We start from the raw sequence: 21,134 nt of genomic DNA on the forward strand, positions 1-21,134 counted from the left end.
TAGGTGTAGGCGCAGCGAAAGCGAGTCTGAATAGGGCGAATGAGTTTGTTGCATTAGACCCGAAACCCGGTGATCTAGGCATGACCAGGCTGAAGGTGCGGTAACACGCACTGGAGGGCCGAACCGTTCAATGTTGAAAAATTGTCGGATGAGTTGTGTTTAGGGGTGAAAGGCCAATCAAACCGGGAAATAGCTGGTTCTCCGCGAAATCTATTGAGGTAGAGCGTCAGACGAATACCTTGGGGGGTAGAGCACTGGATGGATGCGGGGGTCGCGAGATCTACCAATTCTAACCAAACTCCGAATACCCAAGAGTAATATCTGGCAGACAGACGGCGGGTGCTAAGGTCCGTCGTCAAAAGGGAAACAGCCCTGACCTACAGCTAAGGTCCCCAAGTCACGTCTAAGTGGTAAAGCATGTGGGAATCCCAAAACAACCAGGAGGTTGGCTTAGAAGCAGCCATCCTTTAAAGAAAGCGTAACAGCTCACTGGTCTAAATAAGGGTTCCTGCGGCGAAAATGTAACGGGGCTCAAGACGTGCACCGAAGCTTAGGGTGTGTAGTTTACTACACGCGGTAGCGGAGCGTTCCGTAGGCTGATGAAGCGATCTGGTAATGGGTCGTGGAGGTATCGGAAGTGCGAATGCTGACATGAGTAGCGATAAACAGGGTGAGATGCCCTGTCGCCGAAATTCCAAGGGTTCCTGCTTAAAGCTAATCTGAGCAGGGTAAGCCGGCCCCTAAGACGAGCCCGAAGGGGGTAGTCGATGGGAACCACGTTAATATTCGTGGGCCTGGAGGTGTGTGACGGATCTCGTAAATTGTCTGCTCTTATTGGATTGAGCAGGCTTTGAAGAGGTTCCAGGAAATAGCCCCTCCATTATAGACCGTACCCTAAACCGACACAGGTGGAATGGTAGAGTATACCAAGGCGCTTGAGAGAAGTCTCCTGAAGGAACTCGGCAAATTGCCTCCGTACCTTCGGAAGAAGGAGGCCCCACTTCTGGGCAACCAGTTGTGGGGGGCACAGGCCAGGGGGTAGCGACTGTTTAGCAAAAACACAGGGCTCTGCTAAGTCGGCTTCAAGACGACGTATAGGGCCTGACGCCTGCCCGGTGCCTGAAGGTTAAGTGGAGTGGTGCAAGCTGCGAAATGAAGCCCAGGTAAACGGCGGCCGTAACTATAACGGTCCTAAGGTAGCGAAATTCCTTGTCGGGTAAGTTCCGACCTGCACGAATGGCGTAACGACTTCCCCACTGTCTCCAGGAGATGCTCAGCGAAATTGAATTCTCCGTGAAGATGCGGAGTACCCGCGGTTAGACGGAAAGACCCCGTGCACCTTTACTGCAGCTTCAGAGTGGCATTAGGAAAGAACTGTGTAGCATAGGTGGGAGGCTTTGAAGCCAGGTCGCCAGATCTGGTGGAGCCATAGGTGAAATACCACCCTGTTGTTTTCTGATGTCTAACCTCGATCCATGAAACTGGATCAGGGACCCTCTGTGGCGGGTAGTTTGACTGGGGCGGTCGCCTCCTAAAGAGTAACGGAGGCGCGCGATGGTAGGCTCAGGACGGTTGGAAACCGTCTGCAAGAGTGCAATGGCATAAGCCTGCCTGACTGCGAGACTGACGAGTCGAGCAGAGACGAAAGTCGGTCATAGTGATCCGGTGGTCCCGAGTGGAAGGGCCATCGCTCAACGGATAAAAGGTACGCCGGGGATAACAGGCTGATGATTCCCAAGAGCTCATATCGACGGAATCGTTTGGCACCTCGATGTCGGCTCATCACATCCTGGGGCTGGAGCAGGTCCCAAGGGTTTGGCTGTTCGCCAATTAAAGTGGTACGTGAGCTGGGTTCAGAACGTCGTGAGACAGTTTGGTCCCTATCTGCCGTGGGCGTCGAAATTTGAGAGGAGTTGACCCTAGTACGAGAGGACCGGGTTGAACATACCTCTGGTGTACCTGTCGTCACGCCAGTGGCGCAGCAGGGTAGCTATGTATGGACGGGATAACCGCTGAAAGCATCTAAGCGGGAAGCCTCCCTCAAGATAAGATTTCATAGAGCCGTGGAAGACCACCACGTTGATAGATCGGATGTAGAAGCGCGGTAACGTGTGGAGCTAACCGATACTAATTGCTCTATTCGCACTTAAGAGTCCCACCATCAACGACAGTCCTGAAGGGCCAAAAGCCTCAGAATTGTCCGCGAAGTGGATGATTGTAACATAGTCCAAATTGCACGGGCATTCGATTGAAACCCAAATTCGACCCACGCCGGCTTCATTGCTTGGTGACCATGGCGTCAGTGACCCACCCGATCCCATCTCGAACTCGGCCGTGAAACCTGACAGCGCCGATGGTACTATGGCTCAAGCCCTGGAAGAGTAGGACGTCGCCAGGCATTGTAGCCGACGTGTGGACGAATATGGAAAAACCCATTCACAAAGTTAGAGGCCGGCAGAAATGTCGGCCTTTTGCTGTTTTCGCGGATCGCTTCGGCATCGCGACATTGGTGGCGCGGGATGGAGCAGCCCGGTAGCTCGTCAGGCTCATAACCTGAAGGTCGTAGGTTCAAATCCTACTCCCGCAACCAACAAAGGCCCGCCTTCCCTATGGGATGGCGGGCTTTTTGTTTGTTGCGGGCTTTGCGTGTTAGTCGATCGGCGGAATGTCCGTTGGCGTTCCGGATTAGGGGTCAATCAAAGGACGATCCAGCTGCGTTCAGCTGGCGAACAATTGTCCCATATCCACGAACGCCTTGAACTCGAGCGCATTGCCCGCGGGGTCGAGAAAGAACATCGTCGATTGTTCGCCCGGCTGCCCGGCAAAGCGCGTCTGCGGTTCGATCACGAACGCGACGCCGTGCGCCACCAGCCGGTCGGCGAGCGCCTGCCACTCGGCAGGGGGCAGGACAACGCCGAAATGCGGCACCGGCACCGCATGGCCATCGACCGGATTATGCCCCGCCACCGCCTCGCGCCGATCGACGCGGTGCGCGACGATCTGATGGCCATAGAGATTGAAATCGATCCACTCGGCATCGCTGCGCCCCTCGGGGCAGCCGAGTACGCTGCCATAGAAATGGCGCGCGGCGTCCAGGTCGTCGACGGGAAAGGCGAAGTGAAAAGGGGCAATATTGGTCATGACGCCTGTTTGCCGCAGGCGCGCACGGAATACCAGTCCGGGACTTGGGTTGTGCGCCGCAACATGCTAGGCGCGCGGCCATGCTGACGATCAACGGAATCACTGTACGCCTTGGCGGGCGCGCCATCCTCGAACGCGCCACCGCGAGCCTGCCGGCCAAAAGCCGTGTCGGGCTGATCGGGCGCAACGGCGCGGGCAAATCGACGCTGATGAAGGTGATGATCGGCCAGCTTGAGGCCGACGAAGGTAGCATCGACATGCCGCGCAAGACGCGCGTCGGTTATATCGCGCAGGAAGCGCCGAGCGGCACCGCGACGCCGTTCGACACTGTACTCGCCGCCGATACCGAGCGCGCCGAACTGCTCGCGGCGTCCGAAACCGAGCAGGATCCCGACAAGCTCGGCGACATCCACGAACGCTTGATCGCGATCGACGCCTACACCGCGCCCGCGCGCGCCGCGCGCATCCTGATCGGGCTGGGCTTTGACGAGGATATGCAGGCTCAGCCGCTCGACAGCTTCTCGGGCGGGTGGAAGATGCGCGTTGCGCTCGCGGCGCTTCTCTTTTCCGAGCCCGATCTACTGCTGCTCGACGAACCCTCAAACCACCTCGACCTCGAAGCGACGCTGTGGCTCGAAAATTTCCTCCGCGCCTATCCGGGGCAGCTGGTGGTGATCAGCCACGAGCGAGACCTGCTCAACAATGTGGTCGACAACATCCTCCACCTCGAGGGCGGCAAGGTGATGCTCTACGCGGGCGGCTATGACGCATTCGAGCGCCAGCGCGCCGAACGCGCGGCGCAGCTTGCGGCGGCCAAGGCGTCGCAGGACGCCCAGCGAGCCAAGCTCCAGGACTATGTTGCGCGCAACAGCGCGCGCGCCTCGACGGCGAAGCAGGCGCAATCGCGCGCCAAGATGCTTGCGCGGATGCAGCCGATCGCGGCGCTCGCCGAGGATCAGACGCTCGCGTTCGATTTCCCGAGCCCCGATGAGCTGAAACCACCGCTGATCACGCTCGATCTGGCGAGCGTTGGTTATGCCGACAAGCCGGTGCTCCAGCGGCTCAACCTGCGGATCGATCCCGACGACCGCATCGCGCTGCTCGGCCGCAACGGTAACGGCAAGACGACGCTTGCACGCCTGCTCGCCGCGCAGCTGAGCCCCATGGCCGGCGCGATGGCGGCATCGGGCAAGATGCGCGTCGGCTATTTTACCCAATATCAGGTCGAGGAACTCGACGGCAGCGACACCCCGCTCGCGCATATGACGCGGGTGATGGAGGGCAAGACGCAGGGCGCGGTCCGCGCCCAGCTTGGCCGCTTCGGCTTTTCGGGCAACAAGGCGATGACCGAGGTCGCGAAGCTGTCGGGCGGCGAAAAGGCGCGGCTGGCGCTCGCGCTGATCACCCGAGACGCGCCGCACCTCCTGATCCTCGACGAACCGACCAACCACCTCGACGTCGATGCGCGCGAGGCACTGGTGCAGGCGCTCAACGGGTTCGACGGCGCTGTGGTTCTGGTCAGCCACGACCGCCACATGCTCGAACTCACCGCCGACCGGCTGGTGCTCGTCGATGACGGTACCGCGCGCGAATATGATGGCAGCATGGACGATTATGTCGACATGATCCTGGGCAAAGGCCCACAAAAGGACCGGGTGTCGAAAGCCGACAAGAAAGAGGATCGCAAGGCCGCCGCGGCGGCGCGCGAGGCCGCGGCGAAGGTTCGCAAGGAGGTGTCCGACGCCGAGGCCGACCTCGCCAAATATCAGGTCATCCTGTCGGCGATTGATCGCGCGATGTTCGACCCGCAGGGCGCCGCGAATGAATATAAAGGCCTGACGATGAGCGAACTGTCGCAACGCCGCGGCAAGATCGTCGCCGCGCAGGAAGCCGCCGAAGCACGCTGGGTGGCGGCGGGCGAGGCGCTGGAGGCGTTCGAGGAGGCCGCGGCATAGCAGGGATCCGTGTACTAACATCGGCCGTCCCCGCGAAGGCGGGGGCCGCTAGAAGTTCACGCAGCAAAGCCAGAAAAGGTTGACGGGGGCCCCCGCCTTCGCGGCGGCGACGGGACTCCTGCATTGACTCTCCCACCTCAATCCATCATAATAGTTTCAATTGAAACTAGATGGGAATTGATCATGGCCGACCTGTTCGACAATCCGCTGGGCCTCGATGGTTTTGAATTCGTCGAATTCTCTGCACCCGAAAAGGGTATTCTCGAACCGGTTTTCCAGGCGATGGGCTTCACCCAGATCGCGCATCATCGCTCGAAAGACGTCCAGCTGTGGCGCCAGGGCGGGATCAACCTTATCGCCAACTACGAACCCAAATCGCCTGCCGCCTATTTCGCCGCCGAGCATGGCCCGTCGGCGTGCGGCATGGGCTGGCGCGTCCGCGACGCGGCAAAGGCTTATGCAGAGGCGATCGAACGCGGCGCCGAGCCGGTCGAGACGCCCCCCGGCCCGATGGAACTGCGCTTGCCTGCGATCCGCGGCATTGGCGGCTCAATCATTTATCTGATCGACCGTTATGGCGACGACCTGTCGATCTATGACATCGATTTCGTCTATGAAGATGGCGTCGATCGCCACCCGGTGGGTGCCGGGATGCAGCTGATCGATCACCTCACCCACAATGTCTATGGCGGCCGGATGGCGCATTGGGCGGCGTTTTATGAACGCATCGCTGGCTTCCGCGAGATCCGCTATTTCGACATCAAGGGCGAATATACCGGGCTGACGTCAAAAGCGATGACCGCGCCCGACGGCAAGATTCGCATTCCGCTCAACGAAGAGGGCGCCGGTGGTGGCGGCCAGATCGAGGAATATCTGCGCGCCTATAACGGCGAAGGCATCCAGCATATCGCGTTCAGCTGCGACGATCTTTACGCCGCGTGGGACAAGCTCAAAGCGCTCGGCAATTTCTTCGCCCCCGCGCCGCCCGCGACCTATTACGAGATGCTCGCCGATCGCCTGCCCGGCCATGGCGAACCGGTCGACGCGCTGCAATCGCGCGGCATCCTGCTCGACGGCTCGACCGAAGACGGCGACCCGCGCCTGCTGCTCCAGATTTTTGGCCAGACGGTCATCGGCCCGGTCTTCTTCGAATTCATCCAGCGCAAAAAGGATGAAGGGTTCGGCGAGGGCAATTTCACCGCGCTGTTCAAATCGATGGAGATGGACCAGATCCGCCGCGGCGCGCTCAATGTCACGGAACCCGCCGAATGACCAGCCCGATCAAGCTCGGCGGCGTCCATCATGCCGCGTATCGATGCAAGGACGCAAAGCAGACGGTCGACTGGTACGAGCGCATGCTCGGCATGACCTACACCACCGCCTTTGCCGAGGATCATGTGCCGTCGACCGGCGAGTACGACCCGTACATGCACGTCTTCCTCGACGCGGGGAACGGTAACATCCTGGCGTTCTTCGAGCTGCCGAACCAGCCCGTCATGGGACGCGACGAAAACACCCCGGCGTGGGTCCAGCATCTCGCGTTCAAGGTCGGCAGCACTGACGAGCTGGTCGCGGCAAAGGCACATCTGGAAAGCGAAGGCGTCGACGTGCTCGGCCCGACGCACCACGGCATCTTCAAATCGATCTATTTCTTCGACCCCAACGGCCACCGCGTCGAACTGGCGTGCGACATCGGCACCACTGAGCAATATGCCGAACTCAAGCGCGTCGCGCCGCTGATGCTCGAAGAATGGAGCCAGACCAAAAAGGCGCCACGACACGCCGATTGGCTACACACCGCCGCGAACGAATAAGCCGGGTCAGAACTTCCGCGAAAAGCTGACCAGATCGGCGTCGGGATCGCCGTCGCCGCAGATCAGTCCGCGCAGCATCTGCGCCGCCATCATCGAAAAGGTGATGCCGTTGCCGCCATAGCCCATCGCGGCATAGCAGTTGGGCATGCGCGGGATCCGCCCGATCGTCGGCGTACCCGTCCTGCTGTCGCCAAAGCTGCCCGCCCACGCATGCACAGGCGTCGCGTCGATCATCGGCAGCAGCGCGCCAAGCTTGCGCGAAAGAATCGCGGTCTTGGCGGCGATCTTGGCGTCGCGCTCGTCCGCATCGCTGATCTCCTCATCCTCGCCGCCGCAGATCACTTCGCCCGCCGGGGTGGTGCGGATGTACAGATAGGGATCGGCAGCCTCCCAGATCATCGCCGCGGTCGGCCAGATCGCGCGCGGCTGCGGCTTGGTCGCGATCGACCAGCTGGAGATGATCCTGTTCCCCTTGCGCGGCACCCCCTTCATCATCTCATAGCCCGTCGCGACGACCAGATACCGCGCCTTGATTTCGTGGCCGTCGACGCTCTGGAGCGTCACGCCGCTCGCGCCGGGCGCCACCTCGCAAATGTCGACCGGGCTATAGACCCGCGCCCCGCGCCCGATGGCGACGTTCAGATAGCCAGCGGTGAGCTGGCGCGGATCGGCCGAATAATTGCCGAATCCGATGATCGCGTGCCGCCCCTTGATACCATAGCGATCGAGCACCGCGGTGGATTTCAGCAGCTCGATCTCGAACCCTGCGCGTCGCCGTGCATCGGCCTCACGCGCCAGACCCTCGGCATCCAGCACATTGCCGTGGAGATAGATCGACCCGCGCGTCGCGGCGTCGACCTTCAGCCCCAGACGTTCGGTCCGCTCGCGCAGCGCGTCGACCGACTGGCGCGACCGGCGCCACAAGCGCTCGGCGCGGCCGCGGCCGATCTGCTCGGCCAGCAGCGAGAGGGGGGTGTCGATTTCATATTGCAGCATCGCGGTCGAGGCCGCGGTCGATCCGTCGAGCGGGCCGCGGCGATCGACGACGACGACCTGCAAGCCCGCCTCCGACAGCGTTTCGGCGATCAGCGCTCCTGAAATCCCGGCACCGATAATCACGACATCGCAGCTGATGTTGCGGGTCAGGGGCTGGGTTGGAACCGTCGGGCGCCGCCGGGCCGACCAAATCGACTGGCCACTGCGCAGATCGCGGTGGTGGGTGACCGACGCCTGGTTCGTGCGCGCGGGGGTCTTCGTCATGGGATGCTCCGTGCCGCAGTCGCCGCGACACGCTCCTAATTCCCGGCGCGCAATCGGGTTGCACGGCCCCCCTTTAGCGCCGCTGAATGCTCTCCATCGTCGCCCCGCTGCAAGCATCAGCGGTCTTTTCGCCGTCGCCGGACAACAGACCCAGAACCAGGAATCCGCCGATGACTAGCGCGACGAAGGCGGTCGTCACCATCCCGAGGTATTTCTCGATAAACGCCTTGATTGGCGCTCCGAACAGGCGGAACAGCACGCCGACCGCCATGAAGATCATCCCGCGGCCAACGATGCTCGCGCCGACGAAGGTCGCCAGATCCATGCCGGTAAAGCCGGCGGTCAGCGTCATCAGCTTGAAGGGGATCGGGGTCGCTCCGGCAATGATGATGGCCTCGGCGTCATATTGGTTGAGGTAACATACCGCGACCGGGAATTTCTCGACCAGTCCCAAGGCGCCGAGCAGCCACAGGCCGATGCTCTCGTACAGAAAATAACCGATCGCATAGCCGAACAGCCCGCCGAGCACCGACCCAAGGGTGCAAATGGCAGCAAAGCGCACCGCACGCTTTGGTTCGGCCAAGCACATCAACCCCAGCACCGGGTGCGGGGGAATCGGGAAAAAGCTCGATTCGACAAAGGCGATCGCAAAAAGCCACCACTGCGCATGGCGATGCGCCGCCTTGGCGATCGTCCAGTTATACAGGCGCGCGAGAAGGCTTTTTGCCGTCGGGCGCGCGGTCGGATCGATATGGATGGCCATATGTGCTGCCGATCAGTGACGGAAGTGGCGCATGCCGGTGAACACCATCGCCAGTCCCGCATCGTTCGCGGCCGCGATCACTTCATCGTCGCGGATCGATCCCCCCGGCTGGATGACGCACGTCGCGCCCGCCTCGACCGCGGCCAGCAGGCCGTCGGCGAAGGGGAAGAAGGCATCGCTCGCCACCGCGCTGCCGACAGTGCGCGGGGTCGCCCAGCCGTGGCCCTCTGCTGCTTCGCGCGCTTTCACGGCAGCGATGCGCGCGCTGTCGCGGCGGTTCATCTGCCCCGCGCCGATGCCCGCGGTGGAGCCGCCCTTGGCGTAAACGATCGCGTTCGATTTCACATGCTTGGCGATTGTCCACGCGAATAGCGCGTCAGCCAGCTCCTCTTCGGTCGGCGCGCGGTCGGTCACGACCTTCAGGTCGGCGCGCGTGATGCGGCCATTGTCGCGGCTCTGCGCGAGCCAGCCCCCGGCGATCGTCTTCATCATCAGCCCGCCGCGCGCCGGATCGGGCAGTTCGCCGGTCAGCAGCAGGCGCAAATTCTTCTTCTTCGCAAACACCGCGCGCGCATCGGCGTCGGCGTCGGGGGCGCAGACGACCTCGGTAAAGATGCCGCTGATCGCCTCGGCGGTGGCGCCATCGAGCGGCCGGTTGACCGCGATGATGCCGCCAAATGCCGAAACATCGTCGCACTTCAGCGCCGCATCATAGGCCTTGGCGATCGTCGCCGCGGTGGCGACGCCGCACGGATTGGCGTGCTTGACGATGACGCAGGTCGGATCGGCCTCGCGAAATTCGGCGACGAGTTCAAGCGCGGCGTCGGCGTCGTTGATATTGTTGTAGCTCAGTTCCTTGCCCTGCACCTGTTCGGCCTGCGCGATGCCGCGCGAGGACGGACCGGCGGGCAAGTAAAGTGCCGCCTGCTGGTGCGGATTCTCGCCATAGCGCAATTCGTTCGCCAGCTTTGCGGTCAGCGGCAACGTGTCGGGGAACAGCTTGCCTTGATCGGCAAAGGCGAACCAGCTCGCGATCATCCCGTCATAGGTCGCGGTGTGGGCAAAGGCCGTCGCGGCAAGGCGCTTGCGCAGCGTCAATGTCGTCGCGCCGTCGTTCGCGTCCATTTCGGCCATCACCGCCGCATAATCCTCGGGCTCGGTGACAATGTTCACAAAGGCATGGTTCTTCGCCGCCGAGCGCACCATCGCCGGGCCGCCGATGTCGATATTTTCGATGATCGTATCGCGATCGGCGCCCGACAGCATCGTCTGCAAAAATGGATAGAGGTTGACCACGACCAGGTCGATCTCCCCGATACCATGTTCGTCCATCGAAGCGACATGCGCCGTGTCGTCGCGCACTGCCAGGATGCCGCCATGGACGGTGGGGTGCAAAGTCTTGACGCGCCCGTCCATCATCTCGGGAAAGCCGGTCAAGTCGGCGACGTCGAGCACCGTGTGGCCCGCATCGCGCAGCGCCTTCGCGGTGCCGCCGGTCGATACGAGTTCGACGCCATGGCGGACAAGCGCGGCCGCCAGATCGGCGAGCCCCGCCTTGTCGCTGACGGACAAAAGTGCGCGGCGGACGGGGACAAGATTGGTCATGGGGAGGGCGGCCTTTGAAGACAGGAAAGACGCGGTCCCCCTAGGCGGGTAGGCCAGTTATCGCAAGCGTTGCGCCATAAAAATGCCGTGTCCCGCGAAGGAGCATCGGGTCGGATTGTCCCCCAGACAATCCTTGAACATGCGCGGCATGATCAACCCGATATCGATCTAACCACCGCCCGTTCGATACGGTGCCGACCTGAGACCGGCTCTCGCCGTCGCGGAGGCACACGGCTTTTTAAATCGCCCAAGACTACAGCCCCAGCGCCGCCGCGATCATATCCCAGCGCACCAGCTTGAAATTCTGCGCCTTGGGCGCGTTGTCGCCATCCTGCGCCAGGAAGATGCCGTCGGGATAGGCCGGTCCGAAATTGCCCGCGACGGCTTCGATCCCATCGGTTTCGCTCGTTGCGCCGAACGCGCCAGCGGTCACCGCAAAGCGTCCGACATATTCGACCGACGGCAACCGGAATACGGCGTAGGCATTGTCACCCTGGCTCGATGCGATCAGGTACCGTTGCCCCTTGTGATCGATCGTCGCCAGCCCTTCCAGGTCGGCGACGAGCCGCTGGTTGTCGATGGGCGCGACCAGCCGTGCTGCGGCGCCGCTGCCCTGCTGTTTCAGTTCCCACAATCCGCCGACCTCTTCGCCGACGTAGAGCGTATCGCCGTCGAATACGCAGCCTTCGGACTGGGTCGCGATCTTATGCTCCCATTCCACGGCAAAGGTCGGCGCGGTATCTCCCACCGTGAGCGTACCAACGCGCACCGTGCCGTCCTTGACGATCAGCGCGGCGGTGATCGGTTCGCCCGGCGCGGTCTTCTTGACGCACAGGCCATAGGCTTCGCCCGGCCCGGCCGGGGCGCGGCCGAGCGCGGTGATCGCCGGCTTCGTGCTGTCGAGGCGGAAGATCGCGAGATGCGCGTTCACGCCATCGTTGCGGTCGCTCGCCACGATGATGTCGCCCGCCATGTCGACATTGTTGACGAACCCGCCCTTGATGAAGGCACGGTCCTTGCCCGCAAGGTCATAGACGTGGAGGCCCGCCTTCTTGTCGGTCGCGACGATCAGCGCGCGCGCGGGGTTGGCGGGATCGACCCAGACGGCCGGATCGTCGGCGGCATCGGCGCGATTCGTACCTACGGGTTGCGTCTCGCCGCTCGCGGTCACCTGCACTGGCGGCAGGCCGGTGATCATCGGCTCGCTGGCCGCGCATCCGGCGAGCAACGATGCAAAAGCGAGCGAAGCCAGCAGCTTCGATGTGCGGACGGCGGTCATGACGATTCCCCTAATTCCATTGACGCCCAAGGCGATTGGCGCGCCCCGTCCCAGCAAAGCGCGCGCGCGTCAATCCACAATATTTCCGTCACTTAACTGTCACGAGAACGTCATGATGCTCGTCGCAAACTGTCACATGGCGGCCCTAGAGGCCCGGCAACCACAAAGGGGGTCTGACCAACATGATTCGTACTTTCAGCCTGCACTCCGCCGCCGCGCTCGCTCTTGCCGCAGCGCTCGTCGCTGCCCCTGCCGCCGCGCAGGACACGGCGCCGATTCAGCGCGAGGACGGCACCATCACGACTTCGCAGGATATCGTGGTCCTCGGCAGCGTCGGCTATCGCAACCGCAGCGACGAGGCCGAACCCGTCCTGTCGTATGACAGCGAATTCTTTCAGCGTTTCGAACCGCTCACCGCGGGCGACGCCTTGAAGCGCGTGCCGTCGGTGACCTTCCTTTCCGACGTCATTGAAAGCGACGGGGCGCGGTTGCGCGGCCTGCCGCCGGGCTATACCCAGATCCTGATCAACGGTGAGCGTGTTCCAGGCAATGCGTCTGACCGCAGCTTCTTCCTCGACCGCATCCCTGCCGAGCTGATCGATCGCGTCGAAATCGTCCGCTCATCCTCGGCCCGCCGCACCGGCGACGCGGTCGCGGGGACGATCAACATCGAATTGCGCGACGCCTTCGAACTTGACGGTGGTTATATCCGTGCGGGCGGCCTCTATTACGACGACAAGGAACTCGAACCGAGCCTCGGGCTGGTGTACGGCGGCGCGGTCGGTCCCGGTCGCCTGCTCGTCGGGTTGAACTTTCAGGGCCGTCACAACCCGAAAAAGAAATTCTCGCTGCGCTATGATGACTCGCCCGAGAACGACCCCGATTTCGCGACCAACGAATTCAACAATCGCGAAGACCAGGCCGACACGCGCGACGGCAAGGATTATTCGGCCAATGGCAGCTATGAAATCGACGGCGAGACCACCGATTTCCGGATCAGCGGCTTCTATGTTCGCACCGACCGTTTCGAAAGCGAGCGCAGTTTCGAATATAATGACCCAACTGCGATCAACGGCCCGCTGCCGACCGGCAATCTGATCAGCGACAATGCCAATGACAATGGCATCGACCAGCGCAACTACAGCCTGGATGCGAAACTGGCGCACCGCTGGTCGCTCGGCGAAACGTCGCTGCGCGTCGGCTTCGCGCGCTTCGACGACGAACAGACCGAATCCGAATATCAGATCGAGTTCAACGACGAGGGCGACGATCCCGAATTCGAACAGGAATTTTTCACCACTGACATCGCCGACAAGGAGTTTTCGGTAAAGCTCGACCATGAATTCGAGCTGGGCGGCGATACGCAACTGGTGATCGGCGGTATGTATCAGGACAAGGATCGCCGCACCGCGATCCTCGAAGCCGATGACGACGCCGCGTTTCCGGGGCTGGAGAACAGTTACGACCAGTTTGTCGACAATCCGGCCGACCTCGCGGTTCCGTTCGGCGACCTCGACCCTGCCGATGGCGGCGTGAACAGCATCGAAGAACGCCGCCTCGACGGGTTCGCCCTCGTGCAGGGAAAGACGGCGCGACTGACGTGGGAAGCGGGTATTCGTTATGAAACGACGAGGCTCGACATCACCGACTTCACCGGCGCGGCGGCGGTGCCGACGCAGGAAAATGACTATGAAAAGTGGCTGCCGTCGGCGTCGATCAAGTTCGAACTGACCCCGCGCGACCGCATCACCGCGTCGGTGGCGCGCACCAACCGCCGCCCCGACTTCAACTTCATCTCGCCAGCATTGCTCGAAGAGGAGCTGGCCGACAATGACTTGCAGGGCAACCCGCAACTCGGGCCGGAAACTGCGTGGGGCGTCGATGTCGGATATGAACGCCGCATCGGCGCGCGCGGTATCGTCGGGTTGAACGTCTTTTACCGAGATGTGAAGAATCTGATCGAGCTGACGAACACTGGCGAAGAAGGGTCGGAGGGGCCGGGTACCTTCGTGTTCACCCCGCAGAATGTCGGCGACGGCAAGGTCTATGGCGTCGAATTCGACCTGTCGACCGATCTTGGCTTCCTCGGCCTGCCCGACACCGGCATCTTCGGCAACGTCTCGTGGCTCGATAGCGAGATCACCGATTTTGCGGGCAAGCGCCGCTTCAACGGCCAGTCGGACTATGTTTATAACATCGGCTTCATTCAGGACATTCCGTCGGTTGGCGTCGCTTTCGGCGCCACCCACCGCAAGCAGGGCGCGGCCTATGACCGTGTGATCGGCGAGGAAGTCCGCACCACCTATGGCGCCGACCTCGAAATCTTTGTCGAAAAACGCTTCGGCAAGAATTTCACGATCCGCGCAGTGGGTTCGAACCTGCTCAATGGCGCCAAGAGCGAGACGTTCAACAAGTTCGACAATCTCGAAGATCAGGCGGCGCGCGATTTCGACGAATATGAACTCGAAAGCGAAAATGCCGGACCGGTGTTTCAGATCATGGCGCGCTACGCTTTCTGAACGTTCGGCGGTCGGTGCTCAGTCCCTGGGGCGCCGACTGCTGGTCAATCCTCCCTGTCGCGAAGCGATGGATGTGGCAGCGGCCTAGCCGCTGACGGAGGGACAATCGCGCTGCCTCCACCATCCTTTGGATGGTCCCCCTCCCCACGGATTCGCGGCAGAGAGGATATTGTATAAGCCCTCGGCCTCAGCCGATATGTTTAAATATCCATCCGATGCTCGCGCCGCCCGCGGGCGCGGTGCCGGTGACGACCAGCTGTTCGGTCGGGTGCGGGCGGCCTTCGCCGTCGACCCAAAGGCTTTGCTCGACATCGAGCGCACCTTCAGAGGTGCGGAATTGCCACAGCGGGCCGCCGTTGATGCGCAGCAGCGCGCCGAGTTTGTCGGCGGTCAGGCTGGCCGAGATATTGCGGCCGAGGTGAAAGCGTAGCGCGAACCCCTTGTCGCCCTTGCGCCGCGTCCGCGGCGCGGGGAGCAGCATGTCCTCGCCGCGCAGTTCGCGCCCGTTCGGCGACAAGATCAGCAGGCGGCGGTGGATCAGCCCGTGGCGCCGCGCATAACCGTCGTGGCTCATCTCGACGCGGCTGCCCTGCGGCGTCTCGCGTCGATCCAGTTCGACCTCGGTTACGCCTTTGCCCAGCGAGCCGTTCGCCAGAATCGCGGTCGAATTGGTGTCGGCGAGGATCAAAGTCGAATGCGCCGCAGTGGTGCGAAGGCCGCGCGCCAAGTCGGCGGGGATCGTCGCGCCGGTCAGCGCCGCGCCGCCGCAATTGACGACGATGCGCTCGTCGCCATCGCTCAGCTCGAACGCCAGCGTCGACGCGCAACCCGCCTCGGTCACCCGCGCGATCGGTGGCGGCGCCGCGTCGGCGAGCAGCACGACCTTGTTCGCGACCAACCGCTGATAGCCCCAGTCCCGCGCCTGTTTCAGCGGCCGGGTGCGTACTCCGCTCGCGCTGACGATTGCCTGGACATGCGCCGCCGATGTCGCGCCGCTGCCCTGCCAGCTGCCCATGCCACCATCGCTGTGCAGCAGCCCGAGCAGCGCCGGGACGGCGCGCGCCAGCACTTCCTGCACGAACGGCGGGACTTCCATGCGGCGCATTTCATAAACTTTGGCAAGCATCGACAACGCCATCACCGCGTCGAGCTGCGCCTGCGGCGAGCGCGAGATATTGCCGCCGTCGGCGTAAAAGCTGGTTTCGAGCACCTTGCGCAGACCCGCTTCGCCGAATATCTGCCGCGGCTCGCCGCCGGGCATCAGCAGCGACGCGGCGACGATGCCGACCCACGCGACCATCTGCCCCGTGCCCGGGCGCGTCTTGTCGGCAACGCGATCCAGATGCCGTGCCGCGCGCGCGAGGTGGTTGAGCACCGCCGAACGATAGACAAGGTCGCTCGAAGACAGGATCAGCGGCGCGTGGGCGGCCCAGAACAGGATGCGCCACGCGGTATTGTCGGCCTTCCACGCCGGTTCGCTCACCGTCTCGCCATGCGTGCCGAGCCAGTGGCGGACAACGGCTTCGGCGATCGGCGCGCCGTCGGCGCGGGTGCCCGTCGCAGCGAGATCGCGCAGCCAGGCAAAGCTGTGCAGATAATCGGCAAAGGTCGGCGCGACGGTCAGCGCGGCAAAATCGAGCTCGCCCAGCGGCAGCTTCAACCCGCGGTGCAGGAAATGGCCGGCGCGAATCGCGGTCCCGGCGCGCGTGTCGCCGGGTACCGGATCGGCCGGCACGCCAAGCAATTTGAGCGGAAAGCGCCCCTTCAGACGGAACGCGTGGAGCGGGGTGCGCCAGGTCAGCCGGGTGATCGCATTGGCAACGCGGTCGCCCAGCGACAGCCCCTTGTCGGCGGGCAGGCGGATCAGCCGCTTGCCGGGCTCGATCGAATCGTCGATCGGCGCGGCGTCGTCGGCCAGATCGAGCGGCGGGTCGGCAGGGGCCGAAGTCAACGGTCTCCCCTCCATCAGTCAGGCGCCCCGCAGCCGCCGGATATTGTCGGCATAAGCGTCCGGACCGCCCTTGAAGGTCGCGGTGCCCGCCACCAGCACATCGGCGCCCGCCGCTATCGCCAGCGGGGCGGTCCCGGCATCGATGCCGCCATCGACCTCCAACCGAATATCGCGGCCGCTCTTGTCGATCATCTTGCGCACCGCCTCGATCTTGCGCAGCTGGCTCGTGATGAAACTCTGTCCGCCGAAGCCGGGATTGACGCTCATGATCAGCACCAGGTCGATGTCGTCGATCAGATAGTCGAGCATCTTGGCCGGGGTCGCGGGATTGAGCGACACCCCCGCCTGCTTGCCCAGCGATTTGATGTGCTGGACGGTGCGGTGGATATGCGGCCCCGCCTCGGGATGCACCGTGATGATGTCGGCGCCTGCCGCGGCAAAGGCGTCGAGGAAATGATCGACTGGCGAAATCATCAGATGGACGTCGAAAGGCAGGGTCGAATGCGGGCGCAGCGCCTTCACCACTGCCGGTCCGATCGTCAGATTGGGGACAAAATGGCCATCCATCACGTCGATATGCACCCAGTCGGCGCCCGCCGCTTCGATCGCGCGCACTTCCTGGCCCAGCGCGGCAAAATCGGCGCTCAGGATCGACGGGGCGATGCGGATGGGGGCGGGGGTACTAGTCATGACCATTGGCCTTAACCATCAACCCCTTGGGGGGCAAGCAGAGTGGCGGCGCTAGCGGTGGAAAAGGTTAGCGAGCCTCCCTGTGGCGAAGCCATGGGGAGAGGGACCTTTCGCGCAGCGAATGGTGGAGGGCCCGCGACGGAGCCCCTCGGTCAGCCCGGGGGGCTGCCACCTTCCGATCGATGCGCGACAGGGAGGATTGCTCCATTCACCGCCAGCGCCAGCCGCCCTCGGTCTTGGCGCGGTAGATCGGCATCGGCGCCAGCCCCGCGACGATCACAGCGATCGTCATCGCCACCGGCCGACCCTGCAACGCCACCGCCACCCCCGTGATCAACGCGACGTGCAGCGCGAGCAACAGCCAGCCCTCCCAAACGATCGGCAGCCCGGTGCCAAACCCATGGCTCTTGGCGCGAAACCAAGGCCCTTTGCGCATGAACAGGTGCATCATGGCTTATTTTCCCCTTTTGGCGGCCGCCCGCGTCGTGCCGACGCGCCGGCCTTGGGCTTGACTCCGCGCCGCGCCAGCGCCTCGCGCAGCAGCACCTCGATCTCGGCATTGGCGCTGCGCAGTTCGTCCGCCGCCAATCGCTCGACCGCCGCATACAGCGCGGGGTCGAGGCGGAGGGCAAAGGCTTTCTTGGCGGACGTCGGCATAGGTAAAACCTCAATCCCCGTTCGCATCGAGCGACGTCGAGATGCCCGGAAGTCATGTGCCCACGGTGGGTGTCTCGACTTCGCTCGACGCGAGCGGGATGTTTACATCAGTAAAGCGACCCGGCGTTCACCACGGGCTGCGTATCGCGTTCGCCGCACAGCACGACCATCAGGTTCGATACCATCGCCGCCTTGCGCTCGTCGTCGAGTTCGACGACGCCCTTTTCGGCGAGCAAGTTGAGCGCCATTTCGACCATCGTCACCGCGCCCTCGACCAGTTTCTTGCGCGCCGAAATCACCGCCTCGGCCTGCTGGCGGCGCAGCATCGCGCCTGCGATTTCCTGCGCGTAAGCAAGGTGGGTCAGTCCGCATTCGTCGACGGTGATCCCGGCGACGCTAAGCCGCTCAATCAGCGCCTTGCGCAGCTCGACCCCGACCTCGTCATGGTTGCCGCGCAGCGTGATTTCCTGATGTTCGATGTCGTCATAGGGGTAGCGCGAGCCGATCGAGCGCACCGCAGCCTCGATCTGCGCCATCACGAATTCCTTGTAATCATCGACGTCGAACAGCGCCTGCGCGGTGTCGGTGACGCGCCACACGACTTGCGCCGCCATTTCGATCGGATTGCCGCGCAGATCGTTGACCTTGATCTTGTCCGAAATGACGTTGTTCGCGCGCACCGCGATCTTCTTGCGCGTCAGCCACGGCAGCACCCAGCGCAGCCCTTCCTCGCGGTCGGTGCCTTTATACGCCCCGAACAGCTGGATCGCCGCCGCTTCATTGGGATTGATCAGGTAGAAGCCGCACAGGATCAGGAAGCCGACCACCGCCGATACGGCTACGACCGCCCATTTCCACGCCACCTGAAATTCAGCGGTCGCATTGCTGATCCCCGCCCACAGTGCGACGCCCAGCAGTGCCACCCAGATCAGCAGCATCAGATAACCGCTCTGCGTCAGCGCTCGCGTCTCGCGACTGCGGTTCAGCGCCGGTGTCCCTCCATCAACCATATCACCCTCCGACTCAATATAAAGATGATATCATCATTATATCGTTTCAGCGGACGGTCAACGGGATTCGGACGGACGCGGAAATTTCCGATCTTGGACGGATGGATCGCTGAGACCGGGGTGTAAAGCGACGGGATGAGCGGCGCCATTGAGGTGATCAATGCCGGTCGGACATGTGTGCTATTGGTCTGAGCCTCTCACCCGGGCAAGCAAAGGGGGTCATCAAGACCCCCTTTACCTCCCCGGTTTCGTCCACTCTATTCGGTCGGAAAGCCGCGCTTTTTCAGCAATGCCGACACATCGGGATCGCGGCCGCGGAAGGCGCGATACGCGTCGGCGCGGTCGGTTTCGTTGCCGGTCATCAACAGCAACGTGCGGAACTTGTCGGCGACAGTCCGGTCCCACGGCCCGCCCGCTTCTTCGAAAGCCGCCCAGGTGTCGGCATCCATGGTTTCCGACCAGAGGTAGCTGTAATAGCCTGCCGAATAGGCGTCCGAACTGAACAGATGCGCGAACTGCGGCAGGCGGTGACGCATGACGATCTCGCGCGGCATGCCCATTTCGGCCAGCGTCTCGCGTTCGAACTTGTCGATGTCGGTCGGCGGCACCTTGCGGTCGTGCAGCTTCATGTCGACGATCGCGCTCGACAGATATTCGACCGTTTCGAAGCCCTGGTTGAACTTGCCCGACGCCTCGATCTTGTCCAGCAGCGCTTGCGGCATCGGTTCGCCCGTTTTGTAATGCGTCGCGAATTTCGACAGCACTTCGGGCGTCATCAGCCAATTCTCGTTCACCTGGCTCGGATATTCGACAAAGTCACGCGGCACCCCGGCGAGCGCCGGATAGTTGATGTCATAGAGCAGGAAATGAATGCCGTGGCCGAATTCGTGGAACAGCGTCGACGCATCGTCGAGGCTGATCAGCGTCGGCTCGCCCTTTGCCGCTTCGGTGAAATTATTATTGTTCGACGCCAGCACATTGCGCTCGCCGCCCAGCTTTTGCTGGCTGCGATAGGTCGTCATCCACGCGCCCGATCGTTTGCCGTCGCGCGCGAAATTATCGAGGTAAAAGACCCCGATATTCTCGTTGGTCTTGAGGTTATAGACCTCGAACGTCCGCACCTTGGGGTCGAACACCGGGATCATCCCAGTATTCTCGCGGAACCCCATGTCATAGAGTTGGCCCGCCGACCAGAACATGCCCTCGACCAGCTTGTCGAGCTGGAGGTACGGCTTCACCTCGCTTTCATCTAGGTCATATTTGTCCTTGCGGACCTTTTCCGAATAGAAGCGATAATCCCATGGTTCGATGGTGATTTTCGGTCCTTTGCCGGCCTTGGCATCGGCGTCGGCGATCGCTTGCATGTCGGCGACCTCCTCCTTCACCCGCGCGACCGCGGCGGGCCACACATTCATCATCAGCCCCATCGCATTGGCGGGGGTCTTCGCCATCGTGTCGGCCATGCGGTAATTGGCGTGGGTCGGAAAGCCGAGCAATTCGGCGCGCTGCTGGCGCAGCGCCAGAATTTCGGCGATCGTTGCATTGGTATCATTGGCATTGCCATTGTCGCCGCGGTTCACGAAAGCCTTATAGACCTTCTCGCGCAGCGCGCGGTTGCTGGCGTTCTGGAGCACCGGCTGCGCCGACGACCGCGTGTTCTTTATCGCCCACTGGCCGGGCTTGCCATTGGCTTCGGCGGCGGCGGCGAGCGAGGCGACAAAGCCGGCGTCGAGCCCGGCCAGCTCGGCCTTTTCGGTGACGAAGGTATAAAGCTTCTCGTCGCCGAGCAGCTTTGACGAAAAGGCTGAGAACAGGCTCTCGAGCTTCGAATTCATCGCGACCAGCTTGCTCTTGTCGGCGGGCGAAAGATTGGCGCCGTCGCGCACCATCTCGTCATAGCTGCGCTCGACGATCCGCATCTGCTGCGCATCGAGGCCGCTCGTCTGGCGGGCGTCGTACACCGCCTTGTAGCGCGCGAACAGCTTGGGATCGAGGAATAGCTCGGTGTAGAAGGTGGTAAGCTTGGGGCTCCATTCGGCGTCGATGTCCTCGACCCGCTCGTTCGACTTGTTCGATGTCTGCACGCCCCACAAAGCCGATACGCGCTCCATCGTGTCGCCCGCCAGCATCATCGGGACGTGGGTGTTCTCGAACGTCGGCGCCGCCGGATTGTCGATCACCGCCTGCACTTGCGCGCGCGTCTCCGCCATGCCCTTGGTAAAGGCGTCGGGAAACAGCTCGGGGTCCATCTTGTCCCACGGCGGCACCCCTGAATAGGGGCCGGTCCAGGTCGCGAGCATCGGGTTGGCGCCAGCCGGAACCGTGGAGGGCGAGGGGGACTCGGCGGCGGGCGGAGCGGCAGCGGTCATTGGTCTATCCATATTTGTGCAACCCGCGAGCAGCGCGGTGGATGCGAGCAGTATTGGCAAGCGGCGGCGAAAAGAAAGCGCGTTGCGCGGCATCAGTGATTCTCCCGGGGAAACGGTTTCG

The 21,134-nt window shown here is 62.7% G+C and carries 15 protein-coding genes, 1 tRNA gene and 2 rRNA genes (1 of these 18 cut by a window edge); 7 read left to right on the forward strand and 11 right to left on the reverse strand.

Features of this window, described 5'->3' with window-relative positions:
• From CDQ92_RS04880 to CDQ92_RS04890, 3 genes are all read left to right on the forward strand, one after another.
• Positions 1 to 2,150, forward strand: a 23S ribosomal RNA gene (locus tag CDQ92_RS04880) (it extends 643 nt beyond the left edge of the window).
• A gap of 133 nt (positions 2,151 to 2,283) precedes the next feature.
• A 5S ribosomal RNA gene (gene rrf, locus CDQ92_RS04885) occupies positions 2,284 to 2,398 on the forward strand.
• Between the two features lie 115 nt (positions 2,399 to 2,513).
• Positions 2,514 to 2,590 (forward strand) — tRNA-Met (locus CDQ92_RS04890).
• 128 nt (positions 2,591 to 2,718) lie between these two features.
• On the opposite strand, the gene CDQ92_RS04895 is transcribed toward CDQ92_RS04890, so the two are convergent.
• Positions 2,719 to 3,141 carry a VOC family protein gene (locus tag CDQ92_RS04895; RefSeq protein ID WP_088440201.1) on the reverse strand — a complete coding sequence of 141 codons (423 nt, stop codon included), beginning with the start codon at positions 3,139 to 3,141 and terminating at the stop codon, positions 2,719 to 2,721.
• A gap of 80 nt (positions 3,142 to 3,221) precedes the next feature.
• On the opposite strand from CDQ92_RS04895, the gene CDQ92_RS04900 reads away from it, so the two are divergent.
• The 3 genes from CDQ92_RS04900 (at position 3,222) to CDQ92_RS04910 (ending at position 6,910) form a co-directional block, all read left to right on the forward strand.
• On the forward strand, positions 3,222 to 5,096 hold the full coding sequence (locus tag CDQ92_RS04900; protein WP_088440202.1) for an ABC-F family ATP-binding cassette domain-containing protein: 1,875 nt from the start codon (positions 3,222 to 3,224) through the stop codon (positions 5,094 to 5,096).
• Positions 5,097 to 5,279: 183 nt separating this feature from the next.
• Positions 5,280 to 6,368 carry a 4-hydroxyphenylpyruvate dioxygenase gene (gene hppD / locus CDQ92_RS04905; protein ID WP_088440203.1) on the forward strand — a complete coding sequence of 363 codons (1,089 nt, stop codon included), beginning with the start codon at positions 5,280 to 5,282 and terminating at the stop codon, positions 6,366 to 6,368.
• Positions 6,365 to 6,910 carry a VOC family protein gene (locus CDQ92_RS04910; RefSeq protein ID WP_088440204.1) on the forward strand — a complete coding sequence of 182 codons (546 nt, stop codon included), beginning with the start codon at positions 6,365 to 6,367 and terminating at the stop codon, positions 6,908 to 6,910. The genes hppD and CDQ92_RS04910 overlap by 4 nt, the downstream gene beginning before the upstream one ends.
• Positions 6,911 to 6,916: 6 nt before the next feature.
• On the opposite strand, the gene CDQ92_RS04915 is transcribed toward CDQ92_RS04910, so the two are convergent.
• The 4 genes from CDQ92_RS04915 to CDQ92_RS04930 form a co-directional block, all read right to left on the reverse strand.
• Positions 6,917 to 8,170: an NAD(P)/FAD-dependent oxidoreductase gene (locus CDQ92_RS04915; RefSeq protein ID WP_088440205.1), complete on the reverse strand. Its 1,254-nt coding sequence runs from the start codon at positions 8,168 to 8,170 to the stop codon at positions 6,917 to 6,919.
• A gap of 73 nt (positions 8,171 to 8,243) precedes the next feature.
• Entirely contained in the window at positions 8,244 to 8,933 is a 690-nt protein-coding gene (locus CDQ92_RS04920; protein WP_088440206.1) for a YqaA family protein, read from the reverse strand.
• A gap of 12 nt (positions 8,934 to 8,945) precedes the next feature.
• A complete protein-coding gene (gene purH / locus CDQ92_RS04925) occupies positions 8,946 to 10,538 on the reverse strand; it encodes a bifunctional phosphoribosylaminoimidazolecarboxamide formyltransferase/IMP cyclohydrolase (protein ID WP_088440207.1) in 1,593 nt (530 codons plus the stop codon).
• A 253-nt stretch (positions 10,539 to 10,791) separates the two neighbouring features.
• On the reverse strand, positions 10,792 to 11,817 hold the full coding sequence (locus tag CDQ92_RS04930) for a phytase (protein ID WP_088440208.1): 1,026 nt from the start codon (positions 11,815 to 11,817) through the stop codon (positions 10,792 to 10,794).
• Positions 11,818 to 11,999: 182 nt separating this feature from the next.
• Here CDQ92_RS04930 and CDQ92_RS04935 point away from each other — a divergent pair, with 182 nt between their 5' ends.
• The gene (locus CDQ92_RS04935; RefSeq protein WP_088440209.1) at positions 12,000 to 14,336 is read left to right on the forward strand and encodes a TonB-dependent receptor plug domain-containing protein; all 2,337 of its coding nucleotides are present in this window, start codon (positions 12,000 to 12,002) and stop codon (positions 14,334 to 14,336) included.
• 187 nt (positions 14,337 to 14,523) lie between these two features.
• On the opposite strand, the gene CDQ92_RS04940 is transcribed toward CDQ92_RS04935, so the two are convergent.
• From CDQ92_RS04940 to CDQ92_RS04965, 6 genes are all read right to left on the reverse strand, one after another.
• A complete protein-coding gene (locus CDQ92_RS04940) occupies positions 14,524 to 16,302 on the reverse strand; it encodes a heparinase II/III family protein (protein ID WP_088440210.1) in 1,779 nt (592 codons plus the stop codon).
• A gap of 3 nt (positions 16,303 to 16,305) precedes the next feature.
• Positions 16,306 to 16,977, reverse strand: a complete 672-nt coding sequence (gene rpe / locus CDQ92_RS04945; RefSeq protein ID WP_088440588.1) for a ribulose-phosphate 3-epimerase — start codon at positions 16,975 to 16,977, stop codon at positions 16,306 to 16,308.
• Between the two features lie 208 nt (positions 16,978 to 17,185).
• Positions 17,186 to 17,428, reverse strand: a complete 243-nt coding sequence (locus CDQ92_RS04950; protein WP_088440211.1) for a hypothetical protein — start codon at positions 17,426 to 17,428, stop codon at positions 17,186 to 17,188.
• Positions 17,425 to 17,634: a type II toxin-antitoxin system antitoxin gene (locus tag CDQ92_RS04955; protein WP_088440212.1), complete on the reverse strand. Its 210-nt coding sequence runs from the start codon at positions 17,632 to 17,634 to the stop codon at positions 17,425 to 17,427. Before CDQ92_RS04955 ends, CDQ92_RS04950 begins: the two co-directional genes overlap by 4 nt.
• A gap of 107 nt (positions 17,635 to 17,741) precedes the next feature.
• A complete protein-coding gene (locus CDQ92_RS04960; protein ID WP_088440213.1) occupies positions 17,742 to 18,644 on the reverse strand; it encodes an SPFH domain-containing protein in 903 nt (300 codons plus the stop codon).
• Positions 18,645 to 18,901: 257 nt separating this feature from the next.
• Complete coding sequence (locus CDQ92_RS04965; protein WP_229667001.1) at positions 18,902 to 21,013, reverse strand: M3 family metallopeptidase; 2,112 nt, start codon at positions 21,011 to 21,013, stop codon at positions 18,902 to 18,904.
• Positions 21,014 to 21,134: the final 121 nt, after the last annotated feature.

The organism is Sphingopyxis bauzanensis (genome assembly GCF_002205675.1).
Taxonomy (GTDB): Bacteria; Pseudomonadota; Alphaproteobacteria; order Sphingomonadales; family Sphingomonadaceae; genus Sphingopyxis; species Sphingopyxis bauzanensis.